This is a genomic window from Peribacillus aracenensis (assembly GCF_025175645.1).
Taxonomy (GTDB): domain Bacteria; phylum Bacillota; class Bacilli; order Bacillales; family DSM-1321; genus Peribacillus; species Peribacillus aracenensis.
Genome location: NZ_JANZMJ010000003.1, coordinates 114241 through 132597, shown reverse-complemented (window position 1 = coordinate 132597; position 18357 = coordinate 114241). Strand labels below are relative to the sequence as shown.

At 40.7% G+C, this 18357-nt stretch carries 22 protein-coding genes and 1 pseudogene; 17 read left to right on the top strand and 6 right to left on the bottom strand.

From position 1 onward, the window contains the following. The first annotated feature begins 1 nt into the window (after position 1). Complete coding sequence (locus N0M92_RS04865) at positions 2-1540, top strand: rhomboid family intramembrane serine protease (RefSeq protein ID WP_260284696.1); 1539 nt, start codon at positions 2-4, stop codon at positions 1538-1540. Here the strand turns inward: N0M92_RS04865 and N0M92_RS04860 are convergent. After that, a complete protein-coding gene (locus N0M92_RS04860; RefSeq protein WP_260284695.1) occupies positions 1535-2395 on the bottom strand; it encodes a hypothetical protein in 861 nt (286 codons plus the stop codon). The genes N0M92_RS04865 and N0M92_RS04860 overlap by 6 nt on opposite strands. A gap of 213 nt (positions 2396-2608) precedes the next feature. Here N0M92_RS04860 and N0M92_RS04855 point away from each other — a divergent pair, with 213 nt between their 5' ends. The 5 genes and pseudogenes from N0M92_RS04855 to N0M92_RS04835 all read left to right on the top strand — a co-directional run bounded on the left by N0M92_RS04855 (position 2609) and on the right by N0M92_RS04835 (position 7080). Beyond that, positions 2609-2818, top strand: a complete 210-nt coding sequence (locus N0M92_RS04855) for a YqgQ family protein (RefSeq protein WP_076365307.1) — start codon at positions 2609-2611, stop codon at positions 2816-2818. A 14-nt stretch (positions 2819-2832) separates the two neighbouring features. After that, positions 2833-3804: an ROK family glucokinase gene (locus N0M92_RS04850; protein ID WP_260284694.1), complete on the top strand. Its 972-nt coding sequence runs from the start codon at positions 2833-2835 to the stop codon at positions 3802-3804. Between the two features lie 196 nt (positions 3805-4000). Then, positions 4001-4373, top strand: a pseudogene (locus N0M92_RS04845) (LTA synthase family protein); the annotation flags it as partial. A gap of 195 nt (positions 4374-4568) precedes the next feature. Further along, positions 4569-5735 (top strand): M14 family metallopeptidase, encoded by a 1167-nt coding sequence (locus N0M92_RS04840; RefSeq protein WP_260284693.1) that lies wholly within the window; start codon positions 4569-4571, stop codon positions 5733-5735. Between the two features lie 172 nt (positions 5736-5907). Beyond that, a complete protein-coding gene (locus N0M92_RS04835) occupies positions 5908-7080 on the top strand; it encodes a YqgU-like beta propeller domain-containing protein (protein ID WP_260284692.1) in 1173 nt (390 codons plus the stop codon). Between the two features lie 43 nt (positions 7081-7123). On the opposite strand, the gene N0M92_RS04830 is transcribed toward N0M92_RS04835, so the two are convergent. Beyond that, positions 7124-7297, bottom strand: a complete 174-nt coding sequence (locus N0M92_RS04830; protein WP_192205506.1) for a DUF2759 domain-containing protein — start codon at positions 7295-7297, stop codon at positions 7124-7126. Positions 7298-7530: 233 nt separating this feature from the next. Here N0M92_RS04830 and N0M92_RS04825 point away from each other — a divergent pair, with 233 nt between their 5' ends. Next, positions 7531-8157 (top strand): MBL fold metallo-hydrolase, encoded by a 627-nt coding sequence (locus N0M92_RS04825; RefSeq protein ID WP_230303025.1) that lies wholly within the window; start codon positions 7531-7533, stop codon positions 8155-8157. A 381-nt stretch (positions 8158-8538) separates the two neighbouring features. Then, entirely contained in the window at positions 8539-9636 is a 1098-nt protein-coding gene (locus N0M92_RS04820; RefSeq protein ID WP_260284691.1) for a class I SAM-dependent methyltransferase, read from the top strand. A gap of 55 nt (positions 9637-9691) precedes the next feature. Here the strand turns inward: N0M92_RS04820 and N0M92_RS04815 are convergent, their stop codons facing one another. After that, on the bottom strand, positions 9692-9934 hold the full coding sequence (locus N0M92_RS04815) for a DUF2626 domain-containing protein (protein ID WP_076365317.1): 243 nt from the start codon (positions 9932-9934) through the stop codon (positions 9692-9694). Positions 9935-10019: 85 nt separating this feature from the next. Next, the gene (locus N0M92_RS04810; protein WP_260284690.1) at positions 10020-10715 is read right to left on the bottom strand and encodes a helix-turn-helix transcriptional regulator; all 696 of its coding nucleotides are present in this window, start codon (positions 10713-10715) and stop codon (positions 10020-10022) included. 214 nt (positions 10716-10929) lie between these two features. Here N0M92_RS04810 and N0M92_RS04805 point away from each other — a divergent pair, with 214 nt between their 5' ends. The 9 genes from N0M92_RS04805 to N0M92_RS04765 all read left to right on the top strand — a co-directional run bounded on the left by N0M92_RS04805 (position 10930) and on the right by N0M92_RS04765 (position 15782). Continuing rightward, on the top strand, positions 10930-11310 hold the full coding sequence (locus N0M92_RS04805; protein ID WP_260284689.1) for a Spx/MgsR family RNA polymerase-binding regulatory protein: 381 nt from the start codon (positions 10930-10932) through the stop codon (positions 11308-11310). 104 nt (positions 11311-11414) lie between these two features. Then, positions 11415-12491 (top strand): competence type IV pilus ATPase ComGA, encoded by a 1077-nt coding sequence (gene comGA / locus N0M92_RS04800; protein ID WP_260284838.1) that lies wholly within the window; start codon positions 11415-11417, stop codon positions 12489-12491. Then, a complete protein-coding gene (gene comGB, locus N0M92_RS04795) occupies positions 12475-13509 on the top strand; it encodes a competence type IV pilus assembly protein ComGB (protein ID WP_260284688.1) in 1035 nt (344 codons plus the stop codon). The genes comGA and comGB overlap by 17 nt, the downstream gene beginning before the upstream one ends. A gap of 79 nt (positions 13510-13588) precedes the next feature. Further along, a complete protein-coding gene (comGC, locus tag N0M92_RS04790; protein WP_387598215.1) occupies positions 13589-13897 on the top strand; it encodes a competence type IV pilus major pilin ComGC in 309 nt (102 codons plus the stop codon). After that, on the top strand, positions 13890-14348 hold the full coding sequence (comGD, locus tag N0M92_RS04785) for a competence type IV pilus minor pilin ComGD (RefSeq protein ID WP_260284687.1): 459 nt from the start codon (positions 13890-13892) through the stop codon (positions 14346-14348). Before comGC ends, comGD begins: the two co-directional genes overlap by 8 nt. Beyond that, positions 14335-14673, top strand: coding sequence for a hypothetical protein (locus N0M92_RS04780; RefSeq protein ID WP_260284686.1), 339 nt, complete (start codon positions 14335-14337; stop codon positions 14671-14673). The genes comGD and N0M92_RS04780 overlap by 14 nt, the downstream gene beginning before the upstream one ends. Next, entirely contained in the window at positions 14621-15100 is a 480-nt protein-coding gene (comGF, locus tag N0M92_RS04775; RefSeq protein ID WP_260284685.1) for a competence type IV pilus minor pilin ComGF, read from the top strand. Before N0M92_RS04780 ends, comGF begins: the two co-directional genes overlap by 53 nt. After that, positions 15093-15479, top strand: a complete 387-nt coding sequence (comGG, locus tag N0M92_RS04770; protein ID WP_192205490.1) for a competence type IV pilus minor pilin ComGG — start codon at positions 15093-15095, stop codon at positions 15477-15479. The genes comGF and comGG overlap by 8 nt, the downstream gene beginning before the upstream one ends. 117 nt (positions 15480-15596) lie before the next feature. After that, entirely contained in the window at positions 15597-15782 is a 186-nt protein-coding gene (locus tag N0M92_RS04765; protein WP_063233067.1) for a YqzE family protein, read from the top strand. Between the two features lie 46 nt (positions 15783-15828). Here the strand turns inward: N0M92_RS04765 and N0M92_RS04760 are convergent, their stop codons facing one another. Together N0M92_RS04760 and N0M92_RS04755 are read right to left on the bottom strand one after the other, a co-directional pair. Then, complete coding sequence (locus N0M92_RS04760; protein WP_260284684.1) at positions 15829-16629, bottom strand: YqhG family protein; 801 nt, start codon at positions 16627-16629, stop codon at positions 15829-15831. Then, the gene (locus tag N0M92_RS04755) at positions 16607-18295 is read right to left on the bottom strand and encodes a DEAD/DEAH box helicase (protein ID WP_260284683.1); all 1689 of its coding nucleotides are present in this window, start codon (positions 18293-18295) and stop codon (positions 16607-16609) included. Before N0M92_RS04755 ends, N0M92_RS04760 begins: the two co-directional genes overlap by 23 nt. Between the last annotated feature and the right edge of the window lie 62 nt (positions 18296-18357).

Genomic DNA, 18357 nt, shown 5'->3' with positions numbered 1-18357 from the left:
ATTGGGATTTAAAGAGGATTATTTGTTTTGGGAAACCATAAGGGAGTTGTCTGCCCATTATGATTATCGAATGATCACTGTCACGGAAAACCATCAGGAGATTTGGCTTGAGAGCGATAAGAATAAGGAGTTTCCAGTCATGAGACTCATTCGACATGATTTGGATTGGGCTAATTGGCTGAAACGCGATATCGAACGAACATTGCAGAATGGGGAAAGGATCAGAAGGAAATTATACAAGAAGCCCATAAACATATTAAGTATCTATGTTAGTAAATTCGCCCCGGTGGATGATCATGAATTTAGCTCACGGGTGGCTTCCTTTAAAAAATCGAATGTTAACACGTTTCTGCTAACGAGTGAAAACTTTCATGATTCGTTGCAAAACCTTGAACTTGTTTTGAAAAAGCCACTTTCAATTCAAATTCCTGAAGAAAATGAAATAGATGAGGAAAAGGTCCTCGCAGTAAAGAAGGCCGCCATCTCGGAGTCAGTCAAAAAGGCTAAGGCAGAGCAAAAGGTATTTCAAAATGCCAATAAGCCATTCTTTACATATATATTCATGGCGATACAAATAGCTGTATTCATCTTGATGGAGTTTAATGGGGGCAGCACCAATTCCAAAACTTTGATCGAGTTTGGTGCTAAATTTTCCCCTTATATCATACAAGGGGAATGGTGGCGGTTCTTTACACCGATGATCGTCCATATTGGGTTCATTCATTTACTGATGAATACATTTTCATTGTATTTAATCGGCGCTGAAGTTGAAAGGATTTATGGGAATGCCAGGTTCCTTATCATCTATATATTCGCTGGTTTCGCTGGAACTTTAGGAAGCTTCATCATGACCCCGAATCTATCCGCAGGTGCGAGCGGAGCCATTTTTGGCTGTTTTGGGGCACTTCTGTACTTTGGCATCGTCTATCCGAAATTATTCATGCGCTCGATGGGCTCATCGGTGATTGTGTTGATCATCATTAACTTAATATATGGTTTCACCGTTTCGGGAATTGATAATGCAGGGCATATCGGAGGTTTGATCGGAGGGTTCCTGGCTGCTGGAGTGGTCCACCTGCCAAAATCCAAGAATATCTTTCGGCAGCTGGCTTTTCTGATAGGTACGGTAATACTGACCTATGCCCTGCTGCAATTTGGTTTCAATCATCAGGAAAGTGCAGCTATAGACGATAATACCATGGCCATAATGGCCCAAAAGTATATAAATGATGATGAAGAGGACAAAGCGGAAGAGATGCTATTCAAATATGTGAATGCAAATCCTGAAGCACCGCTATCGCTTTTTATGCTGGGAAATTTATCTTTTGATAAAAAGGACATATACAAAGCAAGGGATTATTATGAAAAAGCGATTGAAAGTAATCCTGATTTGCATGAAGCCCATTACAATCTTGCCTTAGTCTACATGAATCTCGAATCATTCGATCAAGCTAAGGAGCAAGCTGATAAGGCCATTGAGCTTGCCCCGGATAATAAGTCATACACTAAACTTCTGGCGGAAATTGAAAAGCAACTATAACAACTTTTGACGCAACATGATTGGGGTACCGTCTTTCAGGGTAAACAAGACAAGTATTTCACTTTGATTCTTCGCCATAAGCAATAGGGGGATGGTGCTACCTTGTGGAGTCACAGTGGATCCATCCTCCTTTTTTATTCCCAACACATAATTTTTGTAAAGTCCTTCCCATAGTTTTCCCACGATTTCCTCCCGTTTGAATTGGGGAAAGGCAGCAAGCCATTGATTTTTCTTTGAGGGCAGATCTGTTAAAGAGATGACATTGTATTGTTCCAGATTAACCTGAAAAGCTTGACCAGCTTTCTCCAAACCATTTCGAACCGTTTGATCTGTCAAGCCGTCCAGCGTTTTTTTCCACTGAACCTGTTCTTCTGAAAGGGGACGGTGGAAAAATTGAAAAACCGGTGTCGTTACTGTATACAGTTTATCTTTACTGAGCTGCTGGGCACTGGTGAAAATTGTGTCACTCGGATGAACTTCGGCATAATGAAACGTTACCGCTTCATAACGCCCGCTCTCGGATTCTTTAGATTTTGCTTTTTGAGAGAGTTCTTGTTTATTTTGGCGCCAATTTTTTAAAGCTCCTGCCAGTTTTCCATTTTTGTATAAAAGCGATACGTCTTGGCGTAAGTAAGCAGGCTGGTCCAAAGTAGACTCCACCCTCCAAGTGATGGTATAGGTGGAATCCCCGGTACCCTTCGGTGTCAGGTGGGTGGAGGCATAGTCAAAATGGAGCGAGGAATCGATGGGAAAAAAAATGATGGTTTCCTCTGTCTGTTTATGATTCGATAAATAAAGGATGACAAAAATGGTGGTTAAAACCAAAAAGACGGTATACTTCAATTGTACTTTCATTTTTCCCCTCCGTTTTCACGCGTGATGAATGCATTAAAAACATTAAGCTGTTAAATCAAATCGAAAGAGTCCACATTCTTGATATTTCATCATATGAATACAATTGGACATGTATGAGGGGGATGGGGGAAATTATCAAAGGGGAAATGGGCGCTTGTTACAAAGAGGCTGATTCGATATACTTTCCTATAGAAAAGAGTAAAGAGGTTTACTATGAAAACATATTATGATCTTCAACAATACTTGAAAAGATTTGGTACATTTATTTATATTGGTGATCGCTTAGCCGAGCTTGAACTGATGGAAGCCGAAATAAGGGAAATCCACCGTATGCAGATGATGGATACGAAAGATTATCAAATGGCGATTCTTTTAATTAGGCAGCAATTGTCTCTTGAAAGGGAAAAACAGAAAAAAAATTGATAAAAAAGGTGAGAATGATGGAAAAGTGGCTGATGGGTGTGGATTTAGGCGGTACAACTACCAAACTGGCTCTGATCAATTTATACGGAGAGATTATTCATAAATGGGAAATCGGCACGGACATCTCCGAAAAGGGAAAATTCATCACGATTAACATAGCTAAAGCAATTGATGCGAAGCTCGCGGAACTTAATGAACCGAAGAGTAAGATAGTAGGGATAGGGATGGGTGCTCCCGGACCCGTTAAATTTGTTAACGGTTCCATATATGAAGCCGTCAATCTAGGCTGGAAGGACTATCCTCTAAAAGATTTATTGGAGGTGGAGACATCTCTTCCGGCTGTGATCGATAATGATGCGAATATGGCAGCTTTGGGCGAAATGTGGAAAGGTGCCGGTAATGGCGCCAAAGACCTCGTTTGTGTAACTTTAGGAACGGGTGTAGGCGGCGGAATCATCCATAATGGGCAAATTGTCCATGGTACCAGTGGGGCTGCTGGAGAAATAGGGCATATAACGGTTGTAACGGACGGAGGCGCACCATGCAATTGCGGTAAGACTGGTTGTTTGGAAACGGTTGCTTCGGCAACGGGAATCGTCCGTATGGCTTTAGAGGCCTTGAATAACGTCGATGAACAGTCCATGCTTCAGCAGAAAATCGAAGAGGGAAATGCGGTTACTTCCAAACTGTTATTCCAATGCGCTGCAGCAGGTGATCCTTTGTCCAAAGCTGTGGTAAATAAGGTGGCCAATTACTTGGGGCTGGCACTTTCACATGTTGGGAATGTCATGAATCCAGATAAAATCGTCATTGGTGGGGGCGTTTCGCAAGCGGGAGACATTTTGCTTGATCCTGTCCGTTCTGCCTTCGAAAAGTATGCATTCAAACGGGTTAGTAAATCAACGAAAATCAGCCTGGCCACACTGGGCAATGATGCAGGGGTAATAGGTGCAGCCTGGCTCATTAAAAGCCAACTGAATACGTGATCCCTTGCTGCCCTTTTTGAAAACAGGGCTATAAAAAAAAGGATGGAATCTTCAAAAAATTCCTCCATTTTGAGGGCGGGGGCAATCGTTCCTGCTTTTGCATAGGGGAGAACCATGACCCATGATTAAGGCGCTCTGCATCATGGCTCCAGCGCTTTTCCGATGAGGAGGGACCAGGATTGAAACGGAAATTTAAAATTATGTCCGTGCGAATCAAAAAGAGGTTAATGATGTCCTTTATGGTCTGGCAAAAGGCAAAAATGATCGTAGTATCATTGGAATCCACTCAAAGCTTTGTCATCAATAAAACTGTCAACGGTGAAGAAATCACTCCTTTTCTGAACCAATTCATTAAAGAGAGCTATTATTTCAATAACTTTTATCACCAAACTGGCCAGGGGAAAACATCCGATTCAGAATTTATTATTGAGAATTCCCTCTATCCTTTAGGTAGGGGTGCCGTATTTTTCACTCATGCCCAAAATGAATACAAAGCCATCCCCGAAATCTTAACGGAAAAAGGTTACAATACGGCTACCTTCCATGCCAATAATAAAAGCTTTTGGAGTACTCCGACAAAATCATTTATGGGGATTTGCTCCGATTTTATGAGCAACGTTGATAAAGGAAACCTGGCACAATCCAGGTTTTTTTGTTTTTTCGGGAGAATCAGTAGCACTACAATTATGAAACACATTAGACTTCCTGAACATCTTTCTGTTTTCGCCTCATAAAGATAAAACAATGAAAGGGGCGGAGGCTGAATGAAAGTTGTGAGCAGAAGCGGGGATGATTTGGCATATTACAGTCAATTGTTCCAAATTCCCCGGGTTTTGATTGAGGATGCCAATCCCGCAATTACTGGCGGGGTTTTGCCAAATGGCAGGGAAGTACAGATACCTGGGTACATTGTTCAGGAAGAGTCCCGGTTAGATATTGATTTTGCCGAAATCGCTTTACAATATCACCTGCCCATCGATGGGATAATATTGTTGAATCAAGATGGACAAAAACCTTTTTCCGTACCCGTCCGGGTGATGAATCCCATGATTGTCACCGACAAGCCTTATGGATATCAATCACTTCTTGACGATCTCGATATTCTATCTTTTCATTACCCCTTTATTAAGGTTGAATCGATCGGGAGGAGTGTGTTGGGAAAAGAACTACTTGAGGTAAGAATCGGTCAAGGTGAAAAGGTCATACATTATAACGGTTCATTCCATGCTAATGAATGGATCACTACGGCAGTTTTGATGAAATGGCTGAATGATTTTCTGCTGGCGGTAACGAATGATCGTACACTATGTGAAATGGATTGTATGCCCTTCTATCGGGATATGACCATTTCGATGGTTCCAATGGTGAATCCGGATGGAGTCGAGCTTGTCCTAAAGGGGAAGGAGGCGGCAGAGGGGAAGGTTGATGTTTTAAAAATAAATAATGGTAATCCTGCTTTTTATGCTTGGAAAGCCAATATCCGCGGTGTAGACCTGAATAATCAATATCCTGCCAATTGGGAGATCGAAAAGCGCAGAAAGATTCCAAAAGCTCCTGCCCCGAGGGATTTTCCAGGAGAGACCGCGCTATCAGAACCAGAAGCATTGGCCATGAAGGAGCTGGCAATAAGACGGAATTTTGAAAGAGTGCTTGCACTTCACACCCAGGGAAAAGAATTCTATTGGGGATATGAGGGCCATGAGCCCGAACAGGCAGCGAATGTTGCGAGGGAGTTTGAGGAGCGCAGCGGATATCGGGCCGTACAATATGTTGACAGCCATGCCGGGTATAAAGATTGGTTCATTCAGGAATTTAAACGGGGTGGATTCACAATCGAACTGGGAAAGGGCATCAATCCGCTTCCGCTATCCCATTTGCCTGGTATATATGAAGATTCTGTCAAGATTTTGATGGCAGGCCTATATATGTGATGGATTCCCCTAAGGAATATACTTCCAAAAAAATATAAGATCATTATCCGCCACATTTTCTCTTTTTTACTTTATAATGAAAGAGAGTAAGGATTCGATTGGTCAGTCCTTACTCTCTTTCTAATGTCTCGCTCACATATGCCAGGCGTTTTAGTTTTGAAGTGGGAGGTGTGTGGAGATTAAAGTATCCAAAGCAGCACTTTGTATGCGGCTTTCCATTTGTAAGATGTTGTGTTTCGTCCCATTATTTATCTCCACTATCCTTCTTATCTCGGCTTGTGAGCCTTCCAAGGACCTTAGTAAACCCGTAAATGTTACGGAAAAAGAACATTCCCAATCCAACATGGAAATTTCAGTAAGCAATTTAAAGGTCCCGACTGCAGAAACGGAAAAAATCGAAGCCATTTTTGGATGGCTGGATTCTAAAACCATTTTATATTCTGTGAAGCGGGATGGTAATGAATTATCCCAGTTGATGACATGGAATTTGGAGACGAATGATACTTCCGTTTTCTATCAGCCGGCTTTTGCGTTTTCTGAAGTATCGATCAGTCCGTCTGGTACGCATATCTTGTTATCGTCCTTCACCTCTTCGGATAAGGCATCAATCACAGTACTCGATAAAACGGGAAATCCATTGTATTCCGTGGCGATCCCAGCCTATGAATTAGCTTATGAGTGGAATTCATTTAAAGATGGCCAGTTGTTTGTATCGAGTTTTTATGAAGATTGGACATACAGCAGTTATGTGTTGAATCCAGATGAACAAACTATGGAAACTCTGGACTTTCCGCAGCCCTTTGCTCAATGGGCAAGTGAAAATGAATTGATGTTTCTGGATTGGGACAAGGAAGAACCTGCTTTGACGGCTCCCCTAGAAAGAAAAGCGCTGAATGAGGATGGAGCGGACAGTATTATGCTCGATGTCATTCACTTTAAAAAGATAAAACAAGCGCTGATGACGATTCAAGTGGAGACAGAAAAAAAAGATCGGGGTACATATGCATTTTATGATTCTACAAACAAGCCGATCCACTCTTTTTCCGTGCCGCTATTGAAAAGCTTTTCAGATTGGGTGATCCCATCCTATGATTTCATTGAAAAAAACAAGGAATTCATAACCTTCATTCCTAATGAATCAAAAGATGCGGACCAATATGAGGGAAGGTTTACCTTAACTAAATTAAATTGGGAAAAAGGCACACAAGAAGAATTGATGAAGGACATGGAAAATGAACCATTAAGCTGTTCGCTTGATGGCAACTTCTGCTTATATGGATATCAATTTGAGAAAATCATTGATATGAAAACCCATCAAATACAAAGATTGTTCAAACAAACATGATGACCTAAATAACAAAAGCTCGCCGGATGGCGAGCTTTTTTCTTCAATGGGCAACAGGAAAACCGCTGTTGATGATAGTCATGACAGTGAACCAGCCAAACACGACTGCACTGCCGGCTGCAAAAATGAATCCTAAGAAGTTTCTCTTTTTTAATGAGGTAAACACAGCTGCTACTGCTAATATAGCCACAAGTCCGAAAACAACCATTAATATCATGTCAAAACCCCCTTTTTCCGTAATGAATACCTAATCCCTAATAATATACCCAGAGAATAAAGCAACTACCAAAAATATGTAGAAAAGATTGCATTTGTTAATATCTTAATATTTTTTCAATTATTTGTCGAGGTTTAATAGGTGACACTTCTATGACTTGAGTAAACTGGATTAACATTAGCAGCATAATTAGTGTAAGATGAAGATAGAAAATAATATTGGAGTTGATGGAAATGAAATGGAAACAAATTCCTTTAGGCCCGCTGCAAACGAATTGTTATGTAGTCTCCGATGGACAGGATTGCATCATTTTCGATCCGGGTGAAGAGCCACAGAAAATCATACAGTACATACAAACAAAAAATTTAAAGCCTTTGGCGATTTTATTGACACATGCACATTTTGACCATATCGGTGCTCTTGATGCTATTCGGGATCATTATGGGATACCTGCATATATTCATGAAAAAGAGGCCAAGTGGCTGCTTGATCCCGCGTTGAATGGTTCTCAAAACTGGTTCCCAGAAAATCCGATGCGAATGAAGCCTGCCGATCACATCCTGGCAAATGAGCAGGAGCTTACTATTGGAGGATTCACTTTCGAAGTATTCGAAACTCCCGGACACTCACCAGGGAGCGTTTCGTATTATGTGAAGGAAGAACGCTTCCTCTTTTCAGGGGACGTCTTGTTCCAAGGAAGCGTTGGCAGAACCGATCTAATAGGCGGAAGCGAGGCAGTGCTGTTAAATAGCATTGAAACGAAGCTGCTGACACTTTCTGATGATGCTATCGTTTTTCCTGGGCATGGGCCTGTCACAACCATTATGGATGAAAAGAATACTAATCCCTTTTTGAGATAATGACTTTTGCAGGTGCCATATGGCACCTGTTTTATTTTTAGCATTATATAATGTAAAAATATTGAAATGGGTCATTTCCGCAACTATACTGAATAAAAAAACGTTTTGACATTCACCTTTACAAGGCTTAAAGAAATTTCTGGTATCTTCCTAGTGTGGATGACTCTTCTGATCCTGCTCTAAAGTAAGTTGCATATATTAATATTTGCCGGAAGCATTCATTTTTTTAATGGTGGCACCCTTAAGAACTGTGAGATGAAAAATTGAACATTTTGTGAACCTTAATTGGTCGATAAAAAAACTTATTCTTGCGTTTTATTAAGAAAAAGGAAAGTTTAATTTTCAATATGATGGAAGATCATGGAGACGGAGGCTATTGTGTTGAAAAATCACTTGAAGGAATTGATTGCAGGAAGCCCCCAAAAAAGGATTTCCTATCATGACTATATGGATGCTGTTTTATATACGCCAAATTTAGGCTACTATGCACGCGCAAAAGAGAAAATTGGCTCAAGCGGGGATTTTTATACGTCTGGCAATGTTGGGGATGCATTTGGGAGATCACTGGCCAGGTGGTTCGTTTATTTGATAAAAAGGTGCGGAGTTTCACCAAGAATCATCGAGGTCGGTGCAGGGGACGGTAAACTGGCTTATGACATCCTTGTTTTTATAAAAGAAATGGAACCGGAGATATGGGACTCTCTGACTTATATCCTTGTGGATGGCAGTCCATTTCATAGAAAGGTTCAGCAAGAACGTATAGGGATGTTCAAACAGGCAGTTTCTGCCCCCAGTTTAGAAAAATGGACGAATGTAAATGGAATCGTCTTTTCAAATGAACTTTTCGACGCGCTGCCTGTACATGTCATTGAAAAGTATAACGGAGCCCTGGTAGAGTTATTCGTCACTGAAAAGGAAGGCGAATTGGTGGAAGAGAGGGAACCTTTGGACAACCCTGAGATTCTATCTTACCTTACAGAACGAACTATCACCTTAAATGAAAAACAACGATATGAAGTTCCGCTAAAAATGGTCCTTGAATATGAGAAGATCGTTTCCTGTATCGAATCGGGTATTCTCCTTACGATTGATTATGGCTATACCGAAAGGGAATGGAAGGAGCCAGCTCATCTTCAAGGGAGCTTGAGGGGCTATCATCAGCATCAAATGATTAAAGATGCGCTTATGTATCCTGGTGATATGGATTTGACGACACATATCCATTTTGACACATTACTCGAGATTGGAAAAAGAAAGGAACTTTCCAATCAGGGGCTATTTCTTCAAAATGATTTCTTGCTTAAAGCAGGGATATTGGAGGAATTGAAGGACCATCAAGGAACTGATCCATTCTCGAAAACGGCAAAGCGCAATCGTGCAATTCGGGGGCTAATCGTTCCAGGGGGATTTAGTGAACATTTCAAAGTGCTGCTCCAAACAAAGAATATAGCAGAAGATGTGAGGATCTTTCCTGAATGATGACAAGTAAAAACCCATGAATCAAAATTCATGGGTTATGTAATATTGCTTGTTCTTAATGCGCGGTACCCGGAGTCATCATAAATACGCTCCAGTAGGAAAATCCTGCAAAGAAAACGGTAAGATAGGCGCCGAAAACATAAATATACATGCGCTCAGATAATTTCAAATAACTTAAAAGTACAAAAAAGATCGTTTGTGCAAAGAAAAGCAAAGACGTTTGATGCATATGGCCAAGATAAAAGAAAATTGCCATAATTCCTGTCCAAAATCCACATACTCTGAACATGCGTTCCACCCGAATCCCTCCTTATGTCTAGACGTGTACATTCAAAATAATTATAAATGAAATTGTAAGGTAATGTAAAGGATGCCTTTTGTTTCTATGTGAGAACCGAAGCCTGGTATGAGCATGTTGCACAATTGGACATCATATTTTCTAATTCCACAATATTGACATTCTCAAACAAGGCTTCGAACATACCTTCTAAAAATGAATTGTGCATGGAGCAGATTGTTCTTGGCTCCACTTCAGCCACTTCCTTAAACGGGCAATTGAAGATACGGAAGTATATTTTATTTTCTTCTTCGCTTGCTTGTATTTCAGGAGATAATCCTGCGAGTGTAGCCGCATTTTTAAGCATATTGACCTTTTCCCCAAAACCAAGTCCATCGATCGATGTCAAGGCTAGTTGCTGATTGATCAATTCCTCCCCGAATACTTTTCCTGTTTCATAAAGTGCCTGTTTTCCTTGTTCCCCTAATGTCATCATCGTCTTGATGGCAATCTTTGACAGCAGCTGATAGTTCCTATATGGAAAATTTAGCTGAATGACTTTATCGGATAATCGATAAAGTCTGCTGGGACGACCCCCTTTCCCGGTCTTTCGGGCATCAGAGGTCAACATATCGATATCCTCCAGTTTTGACAAATGCAAACGGGCCACATTTGGATGGATGTTAAAAGAATCGGCGATTTGCTGTACCGATACATCACCATGCTTATTCACAATATACTGATATATATTATATCTGGTGGGATCAGCTAACACGTTTGTTATTTTTAACGTTTGTTCCATTACTTCCTCCTGCTATTCCATAGTTTAACTATGTCCATTATAATGCAGGCAGAAAAAAATGGAATAAAAGAAAGAGCAAACTCCCTTTAATTTATAAAATGTTCACAAATAAAGCGGATTAATAAGTAAATATCTATACAACAATTGTGCAAATGTTATACAATCGTTACATAGATTAATAATGTATACAAATTGTGAACGGGGAGTGATTAGTATGGCACAGTTAACTTTCTTTTCGTATCCAAGTTGTACCTCTTGCCGCAAAACAAAAAAATGGTTAAGGGCCAATCATGTTTCCTTCGATGAGCGACATTTATTCAGAGAGACTCCAACTGTAGCAGAGTTAAAAAGAATTCTTGAATTGACATCGGAAGGGCTTGATGAAGTCTTAGCAACAAGAAGTGAAGCATACAAAGACTTACAAATTAATATGGACGAAATGATGCTTTCCGATGCAATCCAATTATTAACAAAAGAACCGAAGTTATTAAGAAGGCCCATTCTCATAGACGGGCAAAAACTGGTGATTGGTCATAATGTAGACGCATTAAGGAATTTGGTTTCCAAAAGTCTTGATTTGAAAATGAGCATGTGAGATGATTCTCGATTTTTTTCGGGAATTTTTTTTTTTTTGAAGGCAGGAATTTGTCGTGGATTGTCGAATCCATACAACAAGAATCATAGGAGGTGATGAATGAATTGATATCGATTGAAAAGACCGCAGAAAAAATACTGACCCGTGCTGTCCAGGAATCGGCATCGGATATCCACATTTTTTTTCGAAGGGAGGGACCTCTCATCCAATTCAGGATAGACAATAAGCTTGTTCCAAAGGAAACGTTATCATTCTTTGAAGCAGAGAGGCTGATCGCTCATTTGAAGTTTCTTGCCTCGATGGATATAGGGGAGAAAAGGAGGCCCCAAAGTGGTGCCATCACCATCAATTTGGCCAACCAGGTGGTCGGACTCCGCCTTTCCACTTTACCCACTGCCCATCTCGAAAGTTTGGTCATCCGCTTAATACCCCAGCAGAATATCCTTCCTCTAGAACAGTTATCCTTATTTCCAAGCACCGTTCAAAAATTGATTGCGCTCCTGAAGCATTCCCATGGCATGCTCATATTTACCGGCCCGACTGGCAGTGGAAAAACCACGACACTATATTCCCTGCTTCACCATGCCAATGAGATGATCAATCGAAATATTATTACACTTGAAGATCCCATTGAAAATGTATCCGAAAAGGTATTGCAAGTCCAAATTAATGAAAAGGCGGGCATTACGTATTCTGTCGGTCTAAAAGCTGTTCTGAGGCATGACCCAGACGTGATCATGGTTGGGGAAGTCAGGGATGCAGAAACCGCCAAGATCGCAGTGCGTGCCGCATTGACCGGTCATTTGGTACTTACAACCATGCATACAAGGGACGCCCGAGGGGCCATCTCCAGGTTACTGGAATTTGGTGTCAGCTTGCTTGAGGTTGAACAGAGTTTGATTGGCGTGACAGCACAGCGGCTGGTTGAATTGCGATGTCTTCCATGTAAAGGGGACTGTGCTTTACCTTGCAAAATGACTGCCAGGAATAAAAGGGCAAGTGTATATGAATTGCTATATGGAAAAAGCCTAGCTGAGGTTCTCGGGATAATGGGAAATGAAAAAGGAAGGGCAACGGTCAGCTACCGCCAATTGAAGGATGAAATCGGAAAAGCGGTTGCAATGGGCTATGTGGATTCCGAGGAATATGAACGGCTGGTATATGATGAAACCAAAAAGTAAATGGAAGGTAAAAGAGCAGGCAGTCTTTATTTCGAAGCTAGGTGAATTATTGAATCATGGTTATCCTTTGGCGGATGCTTTACATTTTCTTGAGTTTCAGGGATCAAAGAAGAAAGCGGAAGACTTCACTCAGGCTAAAGCGGATTTAAGGAACGGTTACCCGTTGCACATGGTGCTGACCCATCTTGGTTTTCATCCGCAGCTTGTAAGTTATATATTTTATGGAGAACAATATGGCGACCTGGAACGGGCGTTGAAAGAAGGAGGGCGATATTGGAAGAAAAGAACCGAGGATATGGATAAAGTAAAAAAGTTAATGGTGTATCCCGTATTCTTAGTCCTTTTTGTAAGCATCGTTTTTTATATCCTTCAGAGTGTTCTCCTTCCCAAATTCCAGACAATCTATTTCACGATGGATGTCGATCAGCACGCACTCTTAAAATTAATGACAGCCTCCACATTCATTCTTCCAGCACTCCCCTTCTTTTTACTCGGATTGCTCCTATTCTTGTATGTACTCAAACGATTTTGGTTTAACGGATTGTGCCCATTAAGGCAGCGAAGGATTTTGATGGGAATTCCGATATTCGGGACCTTCATCAAATTATACGAAACTTATTTTTTTGCTAGCCAATTCAGTGGCTTACTTTCAGGAGGGCTATCGATAAACGATAGCATCAAATTATTCTCGATAAATCAACAGCAGCCTTTTTATCAAAAACTATGCAATATCATTAAGGATGATTTGATCGAGGGCAGATCACTTGAAATGATTTTCCGTGAGCTCCCATATTTTGATAGGAATTTACCGGTGGTCGCTGCAAATGGTCAAAAATACGGCAGACTTGATGCGGAGCTGCTTCATTACAGTCGTTTTTTACTGGAGAAAATTGAAGAGAGAATGAATGCAATCTTGAAAATCATTCAGCCTCTTATGTTTTCACTTATAGGTCTTTTGATCGTATCCATTTATTTGGCAGTTTTGCTGCCGATGTTCTCACTGCTCGAAGGTATATAGGATTTCATTTTTTTGTATTCAGGAGGTGAAAATGCTCGAAGGTCATCTGGTATTCAGATGGTTTCAGGAGCATGATGATATGTTGAAAAAAATGAATGAACGTGGTTTTACACTAATTGAAATGCTTATTGTTTTACTGGTAATATCCATCCTTTTGATTATAACGATCCCCAATATCACGAAGAACCAATCAACGATCCAGTCTAAAGGATGTGAAGCATTCGTGAAGATGGCCCAAGCACAGGTACAGGCTTATGAGATCGACAATGCTAAACTGCCCGGAAGTATCGGTGAATTGGAAAGTCAAGGCTATCTCAAACAGACATCCTGTCCTAATGGGGATGATATTAGTTTGGATAGTAAAGGGAAGATAACGGTCGTTGAGTAGGAGAGAAGCGAAAATACGGCATTCCAATGGGGGGTATACACTATCTGAAACTCTCATTGTCCTCGCTATTTTTGTACTCCTGATCTCCATCGGTCCTAATCTATATCCTAGCTTCACAAAAGGAATGGAAAATAGGCTATTCCTTTCTCAATTCCATGAGGATCTTTTCTATGCACAACAGTATGCCATCAGTCATGAGAGCTTGATTTACCTCCATATTGATAATACCCAAAAGGTTTATACCGTTTCGTCATATAAGGAAGGGGTCGTCCTAGAGAGAAGCATACCGAAGGATATACAGTTTTTAAGTGGCACTTTGGGGTTCAGCTTTCATTTTAATCAGTACGGAAATGCTTCAAAAGCCGGAACGATTATGATTGACACCTCAAAGGGAAAGTACAAGCTGATCCTCAATATCGGTAAAGGGAGGTTCAGGATTGAGAAATTGTAAAGGTTACGTCTACCTTGAGCTGATAGCCGCTTTTGCCGTTTGTATATTCCTGGTCCTTGCCATTTTGCCAATTCTTGAAGTGTTATTGATGGATCGGAAAGATATTGCCGTAAGGACAGAAGCCCACCATTTATTATATGAAAGATTGACGGCGTTTATGGATGGGGAGATAGAAGCAGTTGGTCAGGAGATCATTTATAAAAAAAAATCCTATGAATTGGTTTGGAAGGACCATGGGGATTTCCCGGGAATGATTGAAGGGTGTGTACGTTATGAAGATGAATCGGGTAATCTGGAATCCATTTGTGATGCTGCGAAAAAATGATGGCTTTACGATGATCGAAATGCTTTTTTCTTTAATGATTTTAATGACGACGTCCCTTTTTGTTCTACAGCTTTTTTCTATCATTCACACCCAAATGGGATTCGTTGATAAATTGCATCCTAAAGAGTGGGAGGTCTTTACCATGCAAATGAAGCAGGAGGTCCGAAGTTCCAAAGTTCAGGATGTAATGGGAAATAAATTATATTTGCTTTCAGGTGAGCAATTATCATCGTATGAACAATATGAAGATAAGGTCCGAAGACGAGTGAATGGAATGGGGCATGAGGTCATCTTGCAGAACATTTCTGAATTTCAGGTTGAGAAGGATGGCGGCGCCATTGTAATAAATATAACGGATAAAGCAGGGACTGCCTTCAGTCGAAGATTTCACCCATTCATTAGGAATGTTGCGAAAGTCGATGAATAATCAAAAAGGAGTCGTTTTCCCGATGGTCATGATTGTAGCGAGTGTTTTCATCATGTTCACGATCCTAATGATAGACCAGTTTATCATTGATAAAAAGTTTTATAAAGAAGTGGAAGAATCGCTTGTGGCCGATCACCTTGTCCATCTAGCCATCAAGGATGTGACGGCAGATTGGGGCGAAGAGATTCCAAAAATCATCCAGGGGGAAATTTCATATCCCAATGGTGTGGTGCGGTATTCCTTGATGAAACAAGAAGGCCCTTACGTTTATATCGAGTTTTCTTCCACGACCAAAAATGATCGCGAGGGGAGGGTCATCATTCAATACGATAAAGAAGCTGGGCAAGTGAAGGAATGGTTGGAAAAGCAAGCGGTGTAATACGCAAGATCAACACTTTTTTTAAACGGAACGCGACAGGTTCACGTGTTCAGGGTACAAGCGAAAGAATAAAAGGAGCGTAAACCGGACATACTTTGCATAGGGTGATGATTTTAAATGTCTACAAACGCTTATATCAAATACCTGACGCAGCAGCTTGTCGAGTATTTTAATCTGACGAAAAAAGAACGAAAAGAAAAGCGCCGTCACAGAAAAGAGGATAAAAATCATGGTATGTCCCATTGGTTTGGCATTGTCCCTTTTGCTTTGTCGATGTTCGTAAGGAAAAATATCAAAAAATGAAACAGATGTCCCGAACTTAGGACATCTGTTTCTTTTCGTTCTATACTTATCCCAATGCCCTATCTGACAGGTAAAATAATCCTCCGTTTATGATGGATATTCTGATGTTGGGTTCATATTGGGCTTTTAGTGCTTCTTTCTCGGTATAATAACTCTCACTTTTTTCGTCCATATCCTTGTAAAAATGCTCCAATAAATTCAAATCATTCTGCCAGCGCAGCATTGCTTCCTCCGCCCAGGAATGGTCATCATCCTCGAAACTGGTCCTGATGTATGTATCCAGTCTTGCCAATCCACTCTTGGGCATGATTAAAGGTGAAAGCGTAAAGGAGTAATCCGGTATTTTTGGGGTGACCTTTACAGGTAAAACCCGATGGTGAAACCTTTCCATGATTTCACCCGAGATTAAATTCAATCCGATCGACATGAAAGTATCTTTTTTACGGTCGCATTGATAGGATATTTTCACATTCAGGGTCAGCCAAGGAAACAAAGGATTATTTCCGCCGCCCTTTGGTGGAGGAGTATCCTCAAAAAGTCTAGTATATCCTGCCAGCTTTTTGGTTGATTGAATAATCTGATGTAGGCGTGGGGAGCCAAAATGAATCATTTCTCCCTTTAAATCGGCTGGAGCCTGTTCTGGATCGGTAATGAAAGTCATCTGTGCTGGGTTCGGAACGCCACCTGTTTTTTCTAGATAATGCCAATAAAAGGGTCTGTTCATCAATTCTTTATCCATTTCAATCGTCAATTGGACTGTAAGGTGGGTCGGCGCATTATCCAGTATTTCACAATCGTTGGCCTGAAAGTAAGTTTTTAAAAAATCATGAATTTCCCGTTGCTGCATGAACCTCACCTTCCTTCATGGATTGGGCGAATTGGATTAATGATGAAAAATTATCCATCTTAATCCTCATTTCGCCCTCTGTTTTGGACTCGCCGACCACATCGATTAAATATTCTTCAATGTTGTTAATATCCAGTTTGGTTAGAATATCATCCAATTCTCCAATTACTTTTTCAAATAAATTTATTTTTTCGTATAGTAACTTCAGAATATGTTCTTCTACTGTATTTTTCGTGGCAAAGTTATAAATCATTACATCTTCTTCCTGACCAAGGCGGTGAATCCGTCCAATTCTCTGTTCGAGCCTCATGGGGTTCCATGGCAGGTCAAAATTAATCAAGTGATGGCAAAACTGAAGGTTTATCCCTTCCCCGCCAGCTTCTGTTGCAATTAATACCTGTATATTCTTTTGGAATAATTCTCTCATCCAGTCTTTCTTTCCGCGCTTAAAACCGCCTCGGAAAGGAACCGAAGAAATTCCATTCTGCTGTAGGTACCATTGGAGATATAGCTGAGTCGCCCGGTATTCGGTAAAGATAATCACTTTGTCATCAATTTTCTTGATCAGTTCCAAAGCTTTTTCAGCCTTGGAGTTCTGAACTGTTTCATTCACTTTAGAAAATAAATCATCAAGCTTTGCCAAAAAGTCAGGGGAAGGCTGATCATATTTTTCTTTCATATTCTTTAAAGTATAAAAGACCGCCTCTCTGCTGCTGCATGCTTCCCTTTGGAGGGTGAGAGCCGAAAAGGCGCTTCCTTTTGATCCATCCGAAATAGGCTTGAATTTGGAAACAGCATCATACAATGCCTGTTCCGTTGGAGAAAATTCAATGGTGATGGTTTCCACATGCCGTTTTGTCCATTCAATGCCAGTATCGGCCCGCCGGTTTCGAATCATGACAGTATTGACCAGTTCCTTTAGGTGTTCATCTTCAATGATGTTGCGGCCTTTCCCTTTATACTTTTCCGAAAAGAGCGAAGCATTTCCCAAGTGGCCCGGTTTCAATAACGAAACGAGGTGAAAAATCTCCTCGACTTTATTTTGAATCGGAGTGGCTGTCAGGAGTAAACAAAATTTCTTTTTCAGATTTTGGACGAATTTATAGTTCTTCGTCTTATTATTTTTAAGTTTATGAGCCTCATCAATAATGATGAAGTCATATTCCTGAGTGAAAATGATATCTCGATGTGGAGCGCGTTTCGCTGTATCGATGGATGAAATGACTACATCACAGGATTCCCAAACATAACTTTTTCTCTGAACGACTGCAGGTATATGAAACTTGGTATTCAATTCAAAAGCCCATTGTGTGACAAGGGAGGCTGGAACAAGGATCAATACTTTTTTTACAAGGCCCCTAATCATATACTCTTTTAGGATCAAGCCTGCTTCAATTGTTTTTCCGAGCCCCACCTCATCAGCTAAAATGGCCTTTCCATTCATCTTTTCCACCACTTGCTTCGCTGCTTCCAATTGATGGGGAAGCGGGGTTAACTGCGGAAGGTGCTTGGGCGCCTGTAAACCTTCAAAATCAGGGATGATAAGATTTTCCTCCATTTGAACCGCCAACTTATAAAGATCCCAATTTCCCCATGGACCGTCATTTTCCATTTTTTGCAGAAGCTCGTCATTCCATTCAGAATTGAAGGATATATTGATTTTCATAGAAATAACTCCCTCTTAAATCATAATTTCCTTAATAAAGGGTCAAAACCCGAACATTTCGT